This is a genomic window from Hymenobacter arizonensis (assembly GCF_900115775.1).
GTDB lineage: Bacteria > Bacteroidota > Bacteroidia > Cytophagales > Hymenobacteraceae > Hymenobacter > Hymenobacter arizonensis.
Genome location: NZ_FOXS01000005.1, coordinates 1 through 16313 on the forward strand (window position 1 = coordinate 1; position 16313 = coordinate 16313).

Below are 16313 nucleotides of genomic sequence, written 5' to 3' on the forward strand. Positions count from 1 at the left end.
AGAGCTGGCGGGCCCCATTAATGTGATTACGCCCAAGAACTACATCGAAGGGCCCTGGGTGTATAAGCGCAACAAGCTGTACTACCTCGTGTACGCCAGCGCCGGCACCAAGCCCGAAATGATAGAATACTGCACGGCCCCCAGCGCCACCGGCCCGTGGACGTACCGCGGCATCATCCAGGAGAACGTGCCCAACAGCTTCACCACGCACCCCGGCATCATCGACTACAAGGGCAAGAGCTACTTCTTCTACCACAACGGCGCCCTGCCCACCGGTGGCAACTACCGGCGCTCCATCTGCGTGGATTACATGTACTACAACCCGGACGGCACCATCCAGCCCATTGTGCAGACGACGAAAGGCGTAGCACCGGTCAAGTGAGTACAGAAAGCAAGCAGTACCGCGAACAGTAGCGCGGCCGTGCCCGGAGGGACTTTGTAGTCCGCGTCCCCGCGCCGTTAAAATCGTTCGGGTTTCCGCCGGGGACGCGGACTACAAAGTCCCTCCGGGCACGGCCGCGCTACTGTCCGCGCTACTCTAGCCGCCGAAATACTACCCTAGCCATTTAACCTATGAAAACGCTTCTCATTCCCATTCTTTTCCTCGGGGCTACGCTGGGCCTGCACGCCGAGGACGGCCACCGGCTCTGGCTGCGTCCGCACCCGGCCGCGCCGGTCACGGTGGTGGCGCCCACCAAAAATTCAGCCTTGCTCGCCACGGCCAGGCAGGAGTTGCAGCAAGGCTGGCAGGGTAGCGCCGGGGCCACCGTAATCCTAACGCTCAAAAAGGACAAGGCTCTTAAGTACGACGGATTCCGGCTGAGTGCCCAGGGAGTGCAGGCCGCCACCGAGCGGGGCCTCCTCTACGGCGTGTTCGAGCTGCTGCGGCGCCAGCAAACCGGCCAGCCGGTAGCTGCGGAAACCTCCAACCCCTCGTACGAGCACCGCCTGCTCAACCACTGGGACAACCCCGACGGCTCAGTAGAGCGCGGATACGCCGGCAAGTCCATCTTCTGGCGCAAGGACAGCGCCCTGGTAGTAACCGCCCGCGACAAAACCCTGTGGCAGGAGTACGCCCGAGCCAACGCCTCGGTGGGCATCAACGGCAGCGTGCTCAACAACGTGAATGCCTCGCCGATGATACTCTCGGCCGAGTACCTCGGCCGCGTGAAAGCCATCGCCGACGTGCTGCGACCTTACGGCGTGAAGACCTACCTCTCGGTGAAGTTTTCCTCACCGGTGCTGCTGGGCGGTCTGAAAACCGCCGACCCACTGGACCCCGCCGTGCGGAAATGGTGGCAAAGCAAGACGCAGGAGATATACCGGCTGGTGCCCGATTTTGGCGGCTTCCTGGTGAAAGCCAGCAGCGAGGGCCAGCCCGGTCCGCAGGACTACGGCCGCACCCACGCCGACGGCGCTAACATGCTGGCCGATGCCGTGCGGCCCTACGGCGGCCTGGTGATGTGGCGCGCCTTCGTGTACAGCCCCAACGATAAAGACCGCGCCAAGCAGGCCTACAACGAGTTTGTGCCGCTGGACGGCAAATTCCGCGACAACGTCATCATTCAAGTGAAAAACGGGCCAGTTGATTTTCAGCCCCGGGAGCCGTTCAGCCCACTGTTTGGGGCGATGAAAAAGACGGCCGTGATGCCCGAGTTTCAAATCACCCAGGAGTACCTCGGGCACGCCATCGACCTGGCGTATCTGGCGCCAATGTGGGAAGAGTGTTTGCAAAGTGATACCTACCAGGCCGGTCCCGGCAGCACCGTGGCCCGCTGCACCAACGGCAGCGTGTACCGCCAGGCCCACTCGGCCATGGCCGGCGTGTCCAACGTGGGCCTGGATAACAACTGGACCGGCCACGATTTTGCCCAGGCCAACTGGTACGCTTTCGGGCGGCTGGCCTGGAACAGCAGCGCCAAAAGCGCCCAAATAGCCGAGGAGTGGCTGAAGCTGACCTTCCAGAACGCGGCCGGCGGCGCAACCCCACCAGCTGCGGCCGACTGGAACGCCAAGTTCCTGACGCCCGTGACGCAGCTGATGCTGGCGAGCCGCGAGGCCATCGTCGACTATTCCATGCCGCTGGGCTTGCACCACATTATGTCGGCAACCTACCATCACTACGGGCCGGGGCCGTGGTGGGGCCCCACTGGCATGCGCGCCGACTGGACGCCGCCCTACTACCACCAGGCCGCCGCCAACGGCGTGGGCTTCGACCGCACCAAAACCGGCAGCGACGCCGTGAGCCAGTACCACGAGCCGCTGGCTTCGCAGTTCAACAACCCCGCCACCTGCCCCGACGAGTACCTGCTGTGGTTTCACCACCTGCCCTGGGATTTCAAGATGAGAAGCGGCCGCACACTCTGGGACGAGCTAGCCCTGCACTACGACCACGGCGTGCAGCAAGTGCGCGGGTTTCAGCGCACCTGGGACCAGGCCCAGCCCTACGTGGATGCCGAGCGGTTTGCGGTGGTCCAAAACAAGCTGCGCGCCCAAAGCGGCAACGCCGTGGTGTGGAAAGATGCCTGTTTGCTGTACTTCCAGCAGTTCAGCCGCATGCCCATCCCGGCCGCTGTGGAGCCGCCCATGCACACGCTGGAAACCCTCATTGCCAACGATACGCCGCCCCGGCCCCCGCGGCCACCCCGCCAGCCCTAGTCATTTCGCTTACCTAGCCAGCTTCTCGCAGCCTCTCCACGTTGTCTTTTCTTCCCCTGCACTTATGCCTAAGTCTTTTCGGTATGCGGCCCTGCTCGTTGCGCTGGGGCTAGCCGCCAGCACTCAGCCCAGTTTCGGCCAGCGCCCTAGCTCGCCGAAGAAGCCCGTGAATACGGCGGCTTTTTACACCAACAAGTACCCCAACCTGCTGCGGGAAGCCGGCTACAGCCAGGCCGACATCGACCGGAAAGTAACCCAGGCCTACCACGACGTGTTCGAAGGCCCGAATAAGGTGTACTTTGCCGTGGGCGACTCCATGGCCTACGTTTCCGACGTGAAGAACGAGGACGCCCGCACCGAAGGCATGTCCTACGGCCTGATGGTGGCCGTGCAGATGGATAAGAAAGAGGTGTTTGACCGCCTCTGGCGTTGGTCGAAGAAGTACCTGCAGCACCAGAGCGGGCCGCTGGAAGGCTACTTTGCCTGGAGCATTAACACGGCCACCATGAAGCGCAATTCAGAAGGGCCGGCTTCGGATGGCGAGCTGTACTTCGTGACCAGCCTGCTGTTTGCGGCCAACCGCTGGGGCAACGACACGGGCATCAACTACTACCAGGAGGCCCGCCGCATCCTGGACGCATCCTGGAAGAAGAACGGCACCGGCGATGTTTACAACCTGTTCAATACCAAAGCCAAGCAGATAACTTTCGTGCCGGTGGGGGAGATGTACAACTGGACCGACCCCTCGTACCACGTACCGGCTTTTCTGGAAGTGTGGGCCGAATACGCCAAGGACGGGCACGAGCAGTTTTACCGCGACTGCGCCGACACGTCACGCGTGTTTTTGCACCGCGCCTGCGCCGCGCCCACCGGCCTCAACTACGACTACACCGAGTTTAGCGGGAAGCCCCACCCCACCAAGTGGGCGCCGGCCGCGTTTCGCTACGACTCCTGGCGCGTGCCCATGAACATTGCCATGGACTACGTGTGGTTCGGCAAGGACCGGGCCTGGCAGCAGCAGTACGCGCAACGCCTCCAGTGTTTTCTGCGCAGCAAGGGCCTGAACACATTCGAGGACCAGTTCAACGTGGACGGCTCGCGGCCCGACTTTATTCTGCCGGCCGGCAAGGTGAAGAAGCTGCGCCACTCGCTGGGTTTGGTGGCTACCTCGGCGTCGGCGTCGCTGATGAGCCCGGACCCATGCAAGCTCGATTTCGTGCACGCCCTCTGGAACGCCAAGCTGGCGCCCTACGAAGACGGCTACTTCGACCCTTACTACGACGGCCTGCTGTACCTGTTCAGTCTCATGCACCTGAGTGGCAAGTACCAGATTATCAAACCCCAGATAGCCCAGACGCCTCGCGCAAAATGAAGAAGCTCCTTTTTCTGTTGATGGCACTCGGCAGCCCGTGGGCCAGGCCGGCGGTGCAGGCCCAAGCCCCGACGGCCCGCAACCCCATTGTGCATGCCGACGTGCCCGACCTGGCCATGATTCGAGTGGGGAAAACCTATTACATGAGCAGCACCACCATGCACATGAGCCCCGGCGTGCCCATCATGAAATCGACGGACTTGGTGAACTGGAAACTGGTGAGTTACGCCTACGACACCCTGACCAATGTCGACGCCATGACGCTGGCCAATGGCAAGAGCACCTACGGACGCGGCTCCTGGGCCAGCAGCCTGCGCTACCACCAGGGCACCTACTACGTCAGCACGTTTGCCCAAACCTCAGGCCGTACCCACGTGTATGCCACCAAAAACATCGAAAAAGGACCCTGGAAGGCTGTTTCCTTCCGGCCCAGCCTACACGACCATTCGCTGTTTTTCGACGACGATGGCCGCGTGTACATGCTGTATGGCGCAGGCAAAATCCAGATGGCCGAGCTCACGGCCGACGTGTCGGGGCTAAAGCCGGGCACCTCCCCGCAAACCATCATCGAGAATGCCAGCGCCCCGGCCGGTCCGCCCAGCGCCATCAACCTGCAGGCCGAAGGCTCGCAGCTATTCAAAGTCAACGGCAAATACTACCTCTTCAACATCACGTGGCCGAAGGACGGCATGCGCACGGTGGTGGTGCACCGGGCCGATAAGATAACCGGCCCCTACGAAGGCCGGGTGGCCCTGCAAGACCTGGGCGTGGCCCAGGGCGGTCTCATCGACACACCCGACGGCAAGTGGTATTCCTACTTATTCCGAGATTATGGGGCGGTGGGTCGCATTCCATACCTGGTGCCGGTGCAGTGGGAGAGTGGCTGGCCGGTGCTAGGCAGCCCATCGGGCAAAGTGCCCGAAACCCTGCCCTTGCCCGCCAACAAAAGCCTGATTCCAGGCATCGTGGCTTCCGACGAATTCACCCGGCGCAAGGGCGAGCCGGCCCTGCCCTTGGTATGGCAGTGGAACCACAACCCCGACAACAAGCTGTGGGCGGTGAGCCAGCGCCCCGGCTACCTGCGCCTCACTACCGGCCGGGTCGATACGTCGTTTGTGCTGGCCCGCAACACCCTCACGCAGCGCACTATCGGGCCGGTGTGCGCCGGCACCACGGCCCTGGATGTAGCCCACCTGAAAGCAGGTGACTTTGCCGGCCTCGGGGTGTTGCAGCGGCGCTACGGGCTGGTGGGCGTGCAGGCCAGCCAGGGCGCGAAGGCCATTGTGATGGTCAGTGCCGAGTCGGAGAAGCCGGTGGAGCTGCAGCGGATTCCGCTCACGCAGGACAAGGTGTACTTCAAAATCGAGTGTGACTTCCAGGACCGAAAGGACGTTGCCACCTTCTTCTACAGCCTCGATGGCAAATCCTGGCAGCCTATAGGCGGCCCCCTCAAAATGGCCTACACGCTGCCGCACTTCATGGGCTACCGCTTTAGCCTCTTCAACTACGCCACCCAAGCCACGGGCGGCTACGCCGACTTCGACTACTTCCGCATTACTGATAAACTGACCAAATAAGACCGTGCTGGCGGGGCGCCTCACCCCCCGCCCCTCTCCGGTGGAGAGGGGTGAGTTCAACGATGCAAACGTCAGGCTCTCCCTCTCCGGTGGAGAGGGGGCCGGGGGGTGAGGCGCCCCGCCAGAACAAATACCATTGCTCCAACCTATGATACAAAACTTAAAACCCTGGCTGCTGACTGCCCTGGCCCTATATGGTCTCCAGTCCGCCCACGCCCAAAACCCCTTCATCACCAACCAGTTCACCGCCGACCCCACGGCCCGCGTGTTCGGCGACCGGGTGTACGTGTACCCCTCGCATGATATTCCGGCTGCTCCAGGGCGCGGGCGGGCCGGCTGGTTTGTCATGGAAGACTACCACGTTTTCTCGTCGGCCAACCTCATCGACTGGACCGACCACGGCGTCATCGTTACCCAAAACAAAGTGCCCTGGGTGAAGCCCGACAGCTACAGCATGTGGGCGCCCGACTGCATCCAGCGCAACGGCAAGTACTTCTTCTACTTCCCCACCACCCCCAAAGACACGACCATCAACGGCCGGGGCTTTACCATCGGGGTGGCCGTGGCCGATAAGCCCACCGGCCCGTTTGTGCCGCAGCCGCTGCCCATCAAGGGCGTGCGCGGCATCGACCCCAACGTGCTTATTGATAAAGATGGCCAAGCCTATCTCTACTGGTCGCAGGGCAACATCTACGGGGCCAAGCTCAAGGACAACATGCTGGAGCTGGCCGCCGAGCCCAAAACCCTGAGCGAGTTGCCCACCAAAGGTTTGAAGGAAGGCCCCTACGTGTTTGAGCGCAAGGGGATTTACTACCTCACCTATCCGCACGTCGAGAACAAGACCGAGCGCCTGGAATACGCCACCAGCACCAGCCCGCTCGGGCCGTTCACGGTGAAGGGCGTGATTATGGATGAGTCGCCGACCGGCTGCTGGACCAACCACCACTCGCTACTGCCATTCAAAAACCAGTGGTACCTGTTCTACCACCACAACGACTTGTCGCCAAACTTCGACAAGAACCGCTCCGTCCGAATCGACAGCCTGTCCTTTGCCGCCGATGGGTCTATCAATAAAGTGCAGCCCACCCTGCGCGGCGTGGGCCTCACCAGTGCTCAGCAGAAAATTCAGCTGGACCGCTACAGCCGCCTGAGCAAGCAAGGCGCCACCATTGCCTTCCTCGACACAGCCAACAAGTTCCAGGGCTGGAAAACCGTCTTCTCCGGTGGCGGCGGCTGGGTGCAGTACAACGGCGTCGCATTCGGTCAGCAAAAGTTGAAAACCGTTTCGCTCCGCGGAACATCCAGCGCCGGGGCCACCGTGCAAATCCGGTTGGACAATGCATCGGGGCCGGTGGTAGCGGAAGTTACCGTGCCGAAGGGCGCCGCTTGGCAAGAGGTGAAAGCCCCGGTACTGGCCTTCAAGTCCGGCACGCACGCGCTGTATGTAGCGCCGAAGTCCGGCGCGGGTGCCGTGGAAGTGGACTGGGTGCGCTTCGAGTAAAACCCAGCACCTGGTTTGGCTGCGCTCAGCATGAACGTGGTCAGACTTTAACCACACCTTGCTTAGTACCCCCCGCTGCTTAAAAAACCGATTGATTCTTAATCCCATCCCCATTTCTATGAAGCTTACTACTGCATTACTCGGCCTGCTCTTGCTCACCAGCGGGGCGCAGCCATTGGCCACCCCAGGCTCGGGGCCGGTTGCCGAATTCCCTTTCCAGAACCCCGACCTGCCCATCGACCAGCGCGTCGATGACCTGGTGGGCCGCCTGACCTTGCCCGAAAAAGTGTCGCAGATGCTGAACGCCTCGCCCGGCATCGACCGGCTGGGCATTCCGGCCTACAACTGGTGGAATGAGGCCCTGCACGGCGTGGCCCGTACCAGCCTGAAAACAACGGTGTTTCCGCAGGCCATCGGCATGGCCGCGACCTTCGACCAGGCCGCCATGCTGCGCATGGCCACCATCACCTCCGACGAGGCCCGGGCCGTGCACCACGAGTTTGCGCGGCGCGGCGAGCGAGGCATCTACCAGGGCCTCACGTTTTGGACGCCCAACATCAACATTTTCCGCGACCCGCGCTGGGGTCGGGGCCAGGAAACCTACGGCGAAGACCCCTATCTGACCGGGCAGCTGGGCGCGGCCTTGGTAAGAGGCTTCCAGGGCGACGACCCCAAGTACATGAAGGTGACGGCCTGCGCCAAGCACTTTGCCGTGCACAGCGGGCCGGAATCGTCGCGGCACGTATTCAACGCCCAAATCAGTGATTATGACCTCTGGGATACGTATCTGCCCGCCTTCCGCGACCTGATAGTGGACGCCAAAGTGGCCGGCGTGATGTGCGCTTACAACGCCTACGCGGGCCAGCCCTGCTGCGGCAGCGACAAGCTGATGAACGAGATTCTCTACGATAAGTGGAAGTTCAAGGGCTACGTCACCTCCGATTGCGACGGCATCAACGACTTCTGGCAAAACCACAAAACCGACCCAGACGCTGCCACTGCGGCCGCTAATGCCGTGCTGCACGGCACCGACTTGGAGTGCGCTACGGGCAAGCTGTTTACCTACAATTCGCTGCTGGAATCGGTGCAGCGCAAGCTCATCACCGAGCAGCAGCTCGACGTGTCGGTGAAGCGCCTGTACAAGCTGCGTTTTCAGCTGGGCATGTTCGACCCCGTGGACCGGGTGAAGTACGCCCGCATTCCGATGAGCGTGGTAGAAAGCGCCCCGCACCAAGCCCACGCACTCAAGATGGCGCGCGAGTCGGTGGTGCTGCTCAAAAACGACAAGAACACGCTGCCGCTGCGCAAAAACTTGAAAAAGATAGCCGTGCTCGGTCCTAACGCCGACCGCGAGGACGTACAGTTAGGCAACTACAACGGCTTTGCCACGGACATTGTGACGCCGCTGGAGGGCATTCGGGCCAAGGTGGGCCCCGGCACCGAGGTGGTGTACATACAGGGTGTGGACTATGCTAGCAACATTGTCTACGAGCCGCTCGACATCAACAAAAGCCTGGCGCACAACGGGCAGCCGGGCTTTCAGGCCGAATACTTCAAGGGCACCAACCTGGAAGGCAAGGCTGTGGTCACCCGCCAGGAAGCCGGCCTGGACCGCTACCTGGCCAACGTGAAAATGGAAGTGGCCCCCGGCCTGCCCGCCGAAAATTTCTCGGCCCGCTACCAGGCCACCTTCACCCCGTCGAGCACCGAGGAACTGGCCCTGCAAATCAACGGCGACGACGGCTACCGGCTGTTCGTGGACGACAAGCTCGTGATTGATGCCTGGCAGGGCCGCGGCTTCTCCACCAACCAGCACGTGCTGAACGTGACCGCCGGCCAGAAGCTGAACCTGCGCCTGGAGTACCTGCAGGTAGACCGCCGCACCATCCTCAAGTTCACCGGCGCGAAAGTGGTGCCGATGAACGCGGCCAACATCCTGGCCCGGGTAAAAGACGCCGACGCCATTGTGATGGTGGGCGGCATCTCGCCCAAGCTGGAAGGGGAGGAGATGAACGTGAAGGTGCCCGGCTTCAGCGGCGGCGACCGCACCACCATCGGCCTGCCCCAGGTGCAAACCGATTTGCTCAAGGTGCTGCACAGCTCCGGCAAGCCCGTGGTGCTGGCCCTGATGACGGGTAGCGCCATTGCCACGCCCTGGGAGGCCGCCAACCTGCCGGCCATCGTGAACACCTGGTACGGTGGGCAGGCCGCCGGCACAGCCCTGGCCGACGTGCTGTTTGGCGACTACAACCCCGCCGGCCGCCTGCCAGTGACGTTTTATCGGTCGGAAACTCAGCTGCCGCCCTTCGACAACTACGACATGAAGGGCCGCACCTACCGCTACTTCACCGGTGAGCCGCTCTTCCCGTTCGGCCACGGCCTGAGCTACACCACCTTCAAATACAGCAACCTGAAGGTGCTGTCGAAACCCGTAACCGGCCAACCCATTCGGGTGAGCGTGGACGTGCAAAACACCGGCGCCCGGGCCGGCGATGAGGTGGTGCAGCTCTACGTGCGCCACCCCGGCGCATCGGGCCGTGTAGCACGCCACGCCCTGGAAGGATTCCGCCGGCTAAACCTCGCCCCCGGCGCCCGGCAAACCGTGCAGTTTACGCTCACGCCGCGCCAGCTCTCGCGCCTCACCGAGCAGGCCCAGCGGGTCGAAAATGCCGAAAAGGTGCAGCTGTTTGTGGGCGGAGGGCAGCCGCTGGCTGCGGCAGTAGCCGCCAGCAAGGTGCTGAAAGCTGACGTGCTGCTGACCGGAAAGCCGGTGGTGATGGACTAAGCAACCGCTGAATCTCAGCCTCTGGTAATACCCGCGTCACACAGCTAATTCATAGTTATACTACATACCGCGAAGTGAAATGCGGAAATCGGCTGGCGGAGGTAGCGACGCAATCTGTTGCGTCTCGTCGTTGAACGACTGTTGAACGACTTGACTAGCACAACTCAATGGCGCGGTCCCGGAGACGCAAAATATTGCGTCTCTACCCCATTCTTGCAAACCCCTTCGTGACCAGTTAGCTAACCTTGTAAGTCAACATGCTTTTGCATCTGAAATGGCTGCTCCTGGGAGTGGGGTTATCGCTGGGAATTTCTCAGGGGGAAGCCCAAATAGCGCCGGTGCAGGGCGTGTCCGTTCGGGGAAGCTTTCGGGTGACCGATGCGGCCTGCCGCTGTCAAGCGGCCACTGGCAGCGTGCGCGACGCTCAGGGCAGCGTCGTGGCCACGTTTCGAACGTTAAAATTTGGCCTCAACAGCTTCATGCTCACGCCGGCATCACCGGGGGCTGCCTACACGACCGAAGTGTAGCTGGCCGCGGGTAAGAAGTAGGTGCAGGGCCTGGGCACTAACGGCCAGGCAGGTGCGGCCAGAGCCGTTTTTGAAGTCAAGCCGTCTCTGTAATACTCCTTCACTGTGCCCATGCCATAAACTGCACCAGTTGTCAACCCCTTCAGAATTTCCGCCCATGCGAAGAATAGCCGCGTTATTGCCTTGCGTCCTCTCACTATTGCTGGCTCCCGCTGCCAGTAAAAGCAGCCAAGCGGCTAGTTCGGCTACCACTCGGTTGGGGCCACGTCATATTGCCGGTGACCTCGGCCAGCCTGCTCGGTTCCCTTTATCGGGCAAAGCACTGCCTGCCCCGCCCGCCAAAACGGGTGGCCGGGAGCGTATTTCCTTTGACGAAGGCTGGCGCTTCTTCCGCTATGGCCCGAATGTGAAGCCGGACAGCCTGTTTTACGACGTTCGGCCGGAAGTGCGCAACGAGCGCGACGACAAAGCTGCCGACTCCCGGCCCACCGAAGCGGTGACCGTGGCCGCGACCCAAACCGGGCTGAAATCCTAGATTTTTCCGACGGGTGATGCTCTCGTGAAAGACCCCGCTAAACGGCACGTGCGGCCCGCTGCCTAGCCGGGCAGCCGCTTCCCGTTTGTGCAAGCGCAGTTCGACGACAGGACCTGGGCGGTGAAGGGCCATTTTTTACGTGGGCGAGGACGTGCCCATTGGTGGGGGCATGGGCCGGCTGCGGGTGCAGGGCGTAGCGTGTTACCGCAAAAAATTGGCGGTGTCGGCCGCCGACGCAGGTAAAACCATTTACCTCGACATCGACGGGGCCATGTCGTATGCCATGGTGTGGCTGAACGGCCAGCTGGTGGGCGGCTGGCTACGGCTACGCTTCCTGGCGCGTCGACCTCACGCCCTACCTCAAGCCCGGTGCGAGTAACCAGCTGGCCATCCGTCTGGACAACCCGCCGGGCTCCGCGCGCTGGTATCCCGGCAGCGGCCTCTACCGCCACGTCTGGCTCACGAAGGTAAACCCCGTGCACGTGGGGAAATGGGGCACCGTGGTCACCACCAAAAATGTGTGCCGCAGCGCCGCCTGTATTTAGTTATAACATACTGAAGAATAGATGATAAAGCAATTGTTCGGGCCATTGCGTATATTTTACACAATAAATCATTAGATTTGACTTCCGGGCTATATCAACGCGGGCTTTGCAACATGAGAAAATGGACAGCCTTTGCGCTAAGCGTGGTCTTGGCAGCAACCACCACTTCGTTTCATGCCGCGCCCGGCTGGGAGCCGCTGCTCGATAAAAAGCTTAGCAAGTGGCGCACCTACGAGAGCTACCGCCACCAATTGGGCTACCGCGGCAAACAGCCGCTTGATGCGCAAGGCCAGTTACTGGCTCCCATTGGCTACGATAAGAACGAAGCGAACGTCTTCTCGGTGGTGATGCAAAAGGGGGAGCCCGTGCTGCGCATCAGCGGCGAGATTTATGGCTGCATTTTCACCAAGCAGGACTATGCCAACTACGCCCTCAAGCTCAAGGTGAAGTGGGGCAATAAAAAGTGGGTCCCGCGCCTCGACGAGCCGCGCGATAGCGGCATTCTCTACAACAGCCAGGGGGAGCCCGGCGTGGACTACTGGCATAGCTGGATGCTCAGCCAGGAATTTCAGGTGTCGGAATACCAGAAGGGCAACGCCATGGGCGACTTCTGGTGCATTGCCAACTCAACGGGCGACATCCGGGCCGCCTACGACGCTACCAAAGACACGCTGAAGTTCAACCCCACGGCGGCGCCGGTGGTCATGGGCAAGGAGGGCCGCAACTTTTGCCAGGCCTCGGCCAACTATGAGTCGCCCAAGGGGGAATGGACGGAGCTGGAGCTGATAAACGTGAACGGCCAGAGCGTGCACCTCGTAAATGGCCACGTGGTGCTGGCCCTGGACAAGTCGGGCTTCACTGCCGCCAATGGGCAGCGCCAGCCGCTTACCCACGGTAAAATTCAGCTGCAAAGCGAGGCCGCGGAGGTGTTTTACAAAGACATCCTCATCAAGCCGCTCGCCGCCATGCCGGCCGAGTACGCCAAGTATTTCAACTAACCGCCATTAACGTCCGCCGGGCGCCGCTACCAGTATGATTGTCGTTGTCATGGGCGTTTCGGGGAGTGGCAAAACGACGGTGGGGCGCCGGCTGGCGCAGGCGTTGCACCTGCCGTTTCACGACGCCGACGACTTTCATTCGGTGGCCAACGTGGCCAAAATGCGCGGCGGCACCCCCCTCACCGACGATGACCGGACCGATTGGCTGGCCGCATTGGCCGCGGGCCTGGGGGCGTGGGAAACGGCCGGGGGCGCCGTGCTGGCCTGCTCTGCCCTGAAGGAACGGTACCGGGCGGTGCTGCAGGGGACTGTGGCGGCGCCCATTTGCTGGGTGGTGCTGCACGGTGAAAAAGAGCTGCTGGCCGCGAGGCTGCAGGACCGGCCGGGCCACTACATGGGAGCCGCCTTGCTCGACTCGCAGCTGGCCGCCTTGGAGGTGCCCGCCTACGGGCTGCATCTGCCCATCGGTGCCGCGCCCGACGCGCTGGTCGCCGACGCGCTGGCCTATCTAAAAGCTAATGGCCAGGGCCGCCCGCCCAATAACCCCCACTTAGGCCGTCGCCTTCCTGCATGACCCTACTCATCATCCTGCTGGCCGTGCTGGCGCTCATCGTCCTCAACAGCTGGGGCAAGGTGAATGCTTTCCTGGCGTTTTTGCTGGTGACCATTCCGGCGGGGCTGGCCCTGGGGCTTTCGCCTACGCAGGTGCTGGCCGCGGTGCAGAAGGGCCTGGGCGACACGCTGGGCTCGGTGGCGCTAGTGGTGGTGCTGGGGGCCATGCTAGGCAAGCTGGTGGCCGAAAGCGGCGCCGCCCAGCAGATTGCGGCCGTGCTGATGGGCGCGTTCGGGGCAAAAAACATTCAGTGGACCATGATGACGACCGGCTTCATCATCGGCATTCCGCTGTTTTACAACGTGGGCTTTCTACTCATGGTCCCGCTGATATTTTCGGTGGTGTACCAGTACCGGCTGCCGGCCGTGTACGTGGGCCTGCCGCTGCTGGCGTCGCTGTCGGTGCTGCATGGTTTCGTGCCGCCGCACCCGGCGCCCACGGCGCTGGTGGCCCTGTTCCATGGCAACTTGGGGCTCACGTTTGGCTACGGGCTGCTGGTGGCGCTGCCCGCCGTGGTGGTGGCCGGGCCGCTGTATGCGCGCACGCTGCGCGGCATCGTTACGGTGCCGCTGGCCGGGTTTGCGAGCGCGCCTCGCCCTGCCAACGAACTGCCGGGGCGGCTCAACAGCTTCCTGTCGTCGCTGCTGCCGGTACTGGTGCTGGCCGGGGTGTATGGGCTGCAAGCCGGGCTGCCGGCGGGCGGCGCCGCAGCGCCGGTGCTGGCGTTTCTCTCCGACCCTGGCATGGTGATGCTGCTCTCGGTGCTGGTGGCCACGGTCAGCCTGGGCCGCGCCCAGGGCAAAAGCACGAGTGCCGTGATGGACACCTACGGGGCAGCCGTTCGCGACGTGGCCATGCTGCTGCTCATCATCGGGGGCGCCGGGGCCCTGAAGGAGGTACTCGTGGCCAGCGGGGCCGGCCTGGCCATTGCGGCGGGCCTAGGCGGCACGGGGCTGCCGCCGCTGGTGCTGGGCTGGCTGCTGGCGGGCCTCATCCGGGTGTGCATCGGCTCGGCCACGGTGGCGGGCCTTACGGCGGCGGGCGTCATGCTGCCCACCATGGCCCATTCGGCGGTAAACCCCAACCTGCTGGTGCTGGCCATTGGGGCAGGCAGCCTGCTGTTCTCCCACTTCAACGACAGCGGCTTTTGGCTATTCAAGGAGTACTTCAACCTTTCGGTGCGCGACACCTTGCGCTCGTGGTCGGCCATGGAAACCATCGTCTCAATAATGGGCCTGCTGGGCGTGCTGCTGCTCGACTGGGCCCTGCCACTGGTGACGCCCGCGTTGGCAAGGTTTTAGGAGTGCAAGCCCCGGCGTAAGCAGCCGATTCCCAGTAAATCATCGACTTCATTTTTCTCATTTTTTCTACTTCACTTAACCCCACCCGCACATGATTTCTCGTAGAAATTTCCTGGCCTCGGCCGCGCTGCTTTCCGCCGGCGCCCTGGTGTCGCCCGCTTTGCTGGCGGCTCCCAAAAAGCGCTACATCGGCTTGCAGCTGTACACCGTGCGGGCAGCCATGGAAAAAGACCCGGCCGGTACCCTGGCCCAGCTGGCCAAAATCGGCTATAACTCGGTGGAGGGCGCCACTTACACCGGCAGCCAGAAGTTTTACGGGATGACGCCCCAGGCATTCGCGGCCCTGCTAAAGCGGAACGGTATGATTATGCCCAGCAGCCACTACCGCCTGGGCCAGGAGCTCACCAACGGCGCCCCCACCAAAGGCACCATCCTGCACGACTGGGACCGCGCCGTGGACGATGCCGCCGCGGCCGGCGTGAAGTACATGGTGTGCGCGTACCTGTCGGAGCCCGAGCGCGGCACCCTCGACCAGTACAAGTACGTAGCCGACCAACTCAACAAAGCCGGCGAGCGCTGCCAGAAGGCCGGCCTGCAGCTCTGCTACCACAACCACGATTTTGAGTTTGTGGCCCAAAACGGCAAGCTGCCCATGGACGTGCTCCTGGCCACCGACAAAAAGCTGGTGCAAATAGAGCTGGACCTGTATTGGGTAACCAAAGCCGGCCTAGACCCCCTGGATTTGTTTGCCAAGCACCCGGGCCGCTTCCCGCTCTGGCATGTGAAGGACATGGACCGCACGGAGAAGAAATTCTTCACCGAAGTGGGCAACGGCAGCATCGACTTCAAAAAGATTTTTGCCAAGGCCCAGCTTGCGGGCCTGCAGTACTTCTTCGTGGAGCAGGATGCCACGCCCGGCTCGCCCTTCGATAGCGTGACCAAAAGCATGGCCTACATCAAGAAAAACCTGGTGTAAATAGGTTGGCCTAGAGAGAACAGTTAACTAAAAGAACGGTCATGCTGAGCGGAGCCGGGGAACCTCACCCCCGACCCCTCTCAGTATGACCGTTCTTTTTTCTGCGGAGCTTCGTCGCGCTACTACGCTACGGCAACTCCCGCACCCAGATGTTGCGGAAGCTCAGGGGCTCGCTCTTGTCACCGTGGGCCTGCAACTTGATAGGCGCTGGGCCGTGGGTCTGCTGGTAGTAAGCCTTGCCGATGTACTGCGTGGGGCCGGCCAGGGCCACGTGGTTCTGCACGAGCACGCCGTTGAAAAACACCGTGGCGTAGGCGGGCGTGGCCACGGCGCCCGCAGCCGTGAAGGTGGGCGCGGTCCATACCACGTCGTAGGTCTGCCACTCGCCGGGTTTGCGGGCGGGGTTGGCCAGCGGCGCAGCTTGTTTGTAGATGCTGCCCGCCATGCCGTTGACGTACGTTTGGTTTTGGTATGCGTCCAGTATCTGCAGCTCGTAGCCCAGGTCGCCTTTGCCCAACGATGCCAGAAAGATGCCGCTGTTGCCCCGCACTTGGCCCGTACCGCTGATGTTGGCGGGCACCCGCCACTCCAGGTGCAGCTGGTAGTTGCCGAAGCTGCGCTTGGTTTCGATGTTGCCCTCTGCCTTGTTTACCGTGAACACGCCGCCGCTGCCCACTGTCCACTTGGCGGGGGCGCTGCGGTTTTCCGTCGACACCCACTGGTCCAGGTTTTTGCCGCCGAAGAGAACCACAGCATCGGCTGGCGGGTCGGCGATGGTTCGGCCGGGCGTCACCACCTTCGGAACGGGCTCATGCACTTCGGTATCTTCGGGCTTGGCGGTTTGCTGGGCGCGAACAGCGTGAGCACCGACGGCTAGGGCGGCGAGGAGAACGAGGCGGATATGCATGCGGAGAAGGAAAAAGTG

At 62.3% G+C, this 16313-nt stretch carries 14 protein-coding genes; 13 read left to right on the plus strand and 1 reads right to left on the minus strand.

The window, feature by feature from the left end:
• The 13 genes from BMZ66_RS16570 to BMZ66_RS16630 all read left to right on the plus strand — a co-directional run.
• On the plus strand, positions 1-382 hold a 382-nt coding region (locus BMZ66_RS16570; RefSeq protein ID WP_177204770.1), incomplete at its 5' end, for a family 43 glycosylhydrolase.
• A gap of 191 nt (positions 383-573) precedes the next feature.
• Positions 574-2658 carry an alpha-glucuronidase gene (locus BMZ66_RS16575; protein WP_092676209.1) on the plus strand — a complete coding sequence of 695 codons (2085 nt, stop codon included), beginning with the start codon at positions 574-576 and terminating at the stop codon, positions 2656-2658.
• 64 nt (positions 2659-2722) lie between these two features.
• Positions 2723-4030 (plus strand): family 8 glycosyl hydrolase, encoded by a 1308-nt coding sequence (locus BMZ66_RS16580; protein ID WP_092676213.1) that lies wholly within the window; start codon positions 2723-2725, stop codon positions 4028-4030.
• 20 nt (positions 4031-4050) lie between these two features.
• Positions 4051-5607: a glycoside hydrolase family 43 protein gene (locus BMZ66_RS16585; protein ID WP_234795158.1), complete on the plus strand. Its 1557-nt coding sequence runs from the start codon at positions 4051-4053 to the stop codon at positions 5605-5607.
• Positions 5608-5755: 148 nt separating this feature from the next.
• A complete protein-coding gene (locus BMZ66_RS16590; RefSeq protein ID WP_177204771.1) occupies positions 5756-7108 on the plus strand; it encodes a family 43 glycosylhydrolase in 1353 nt (450 codons plus the stop codon).
• A gap of 118 nt (positions 7109-7226) precedes the next feature.
• Positions 7227-9893: a glycoside hydrolase family 3 C-terminal domain-containing protein gene (locus BMZ66_RS16595; protein ID WP_092676219.1), complete on the plus strand. Its 2667-nt coding sequence runs from the start codon at positions 7227-7229 to the stop codon at positions 9891-9893.
• 257 nt (positions 9894-10150) lie between these two features.
• Positions 10151-10420: a hypothetical protein gene (locus BMZ66_RS16600; RefSeq protein WP_092676222.1), complete on the plus strand. Its 270-nt coding sequence runs from the start codon at positions 10151-10153 to the stop codon at positions 10418-10420.
• A 199-nt stretch (positions 10421-10619) separates the two neighbouring features.
• Positions 10620-10955 (plus strand): hypothetical protein, encoded by a 336-nt coding sequence (locus tag BMZ66_RS16605; RefSeq protein WP_092676225.1) that lies wholly within the window; start codon positions 10620-10622, stop codon positions 10953-10955.
• Positions 10956-11094: 139 nt separating this feature from the next.
• Positions 11095-11334, plus strand: a complete 240-nt coding sequence (locus BMZ66_RS16610; protein WP_092676228.1) for a hypothetical protein — start codon at positions 11095-11097, stop codon at positions 11332-11334.
• Positions 11335-11613: 279 nt separating this feature from the next.
• Positions 11614-12498, plus strand: coding sequence for a 3-keto-disaccharide hydrolase (locus BMZ66_RS16615; protein WP_092676230.1), 885 nt, complete (start codon positions 11614-11616; stop codon positions 12496-12498).
• Between the two features lie 34 nt (positions 12499-12532).
• Complete coding sequence (locus tag BMZ66_RS16620; RefSeq protein WP_092676233.1) at positions 12533-13072, plus strand: gluconokinase; 540 nt, start codon at positions 12533-12535, stop codon at positions 13070-13072.
• On the plus strand, positions 13069-14412 hold the full coding sequence (locus BMZ66_RS16625) for a gluconate:H+ symporter (protein ID WP_092676236.1): 1344 nt from the start codon (positions 13069-13071) through the stop codon (positions 14410-14412). The genes BMZ66_RS16620 and BMZ66_RS16625 overlap by 4 nt, the downstream gene beginning before the upstream one ends.
• A 91-nt stretch (positions 14413-14503) precedes the next feature.
• Positions 14504-15388: a sugar phosphate isomerase/epimerase family protein gene (locus tag BMZ66_RS16630; RefSeq protein WP_092676238.1), complete on the plus strand. Its 885-nt coding sequence runs from the start codon at positions 14504-14506 to the stop codon at positions 15386-15388.
• A gap of 127 nt (positions 15389-15515) precedes the next feature.
• Here BMZ66_RS16630 and BMZ66_RS16635 read toward each other — a convergent pair whose 3' ends face one another.
• The gene (locus BMZ66_RS16635; protein WP_092676241.1) at positions 15516-16295 is read right to left on the minus strand and encodes a 3-keto-disaccharide hydrolase; all 780 of its coding nucleotides are present in this window, start codon (positions 16293-16295) and stop codon (positions 15516-15518) included.
• Between the last annotated feature and the right edge of the window lie 18 nt (positions 16296-16313).

Excerpts from the sequence above, each read along its gene's own strand:
- BMZ66_RS16575 (WP_092676209.1), top strand. The coding sequence starts at position 574 with ATGAAAACGCTTCTCATTCCCATTCTTTTCCTCGGGGCTACGCTGGGC.
- BMZ66_RS16630 (WP_092676238.1), top strand. The coding sequence starts at position 14,504 with ATGATTTCTCGTAGAAATTTCCTGGCCTCGGCCGCGCTGCTTTCCGCC.
- BMZ66_RS16615 (WP_092676230.1), top strand. The coding sequence starts at position 11,614 with ATGAGAAAATGGACAGCCTTTGCGCTAAGCGTGGTCTTGGCAGCAACC.
- BMZ66_RS16620 (WP_092676233.1), top strand. The coding sequence starts at position 12,533 with ATGATTGTCGTTGTCATGGGCGTTTCGGGGAGTGGCAAAACGACGGTG.
- BMZ66_RS16580 (WP_092676213.1), top strand. The coding sequence starts at position 2,723 with ATGCCTAAGTCTTTTCGGTATGCGGCCCTGCTCGTTGCGCTGGGGCTA.
- BMZ66_RS16635 (WP_092676241.1), bottom strand. The coding sequence starts at position 16,295 with ATGCATATCCGCCTCGTTCTCCTCGCCGCCCTAGCCGTCGGTGCTCAC.
- BMZ66_RS16585 (WP_234795158.1), top strand. The coding sequence starts at position 4,051 with ATGGCACTCGGCAGCCCGTGGGCCAGGCCGGCGGTGCAGGCCCAAGCC.
- BMZ66_RS16595 (WP_092676219.1), top strand. The coding sequence starts at position 7,227 with ATGAAGCTTACTACTGCATTACTCGGCCTGCTCTTGCTCACCAGCGGG.
- BMZ66_RS16600 (WP_092676222.1), top strand. The coding sequence starts at position 10,151 with ATGCTTTTGCATCTGAAATGGCTGCTCCTGGGAGTGGGGTTATCGCTG.
- BMZ66_RS16590 (WP_177204771.1), top strand. The coding sequence starts at position 5,756 with ATGATACAAAACTTAAAACCCTGGCTGCTGACTGCCCTGGCCCTATAT.
- BMZ66_RS16625 (WP_092676236.1), top strand. The coding sequence starts at position 13,069 with ATGACCCTACTCATCATCCTGCTGGCCGTGCTGGCGCTCATCGTCCTC.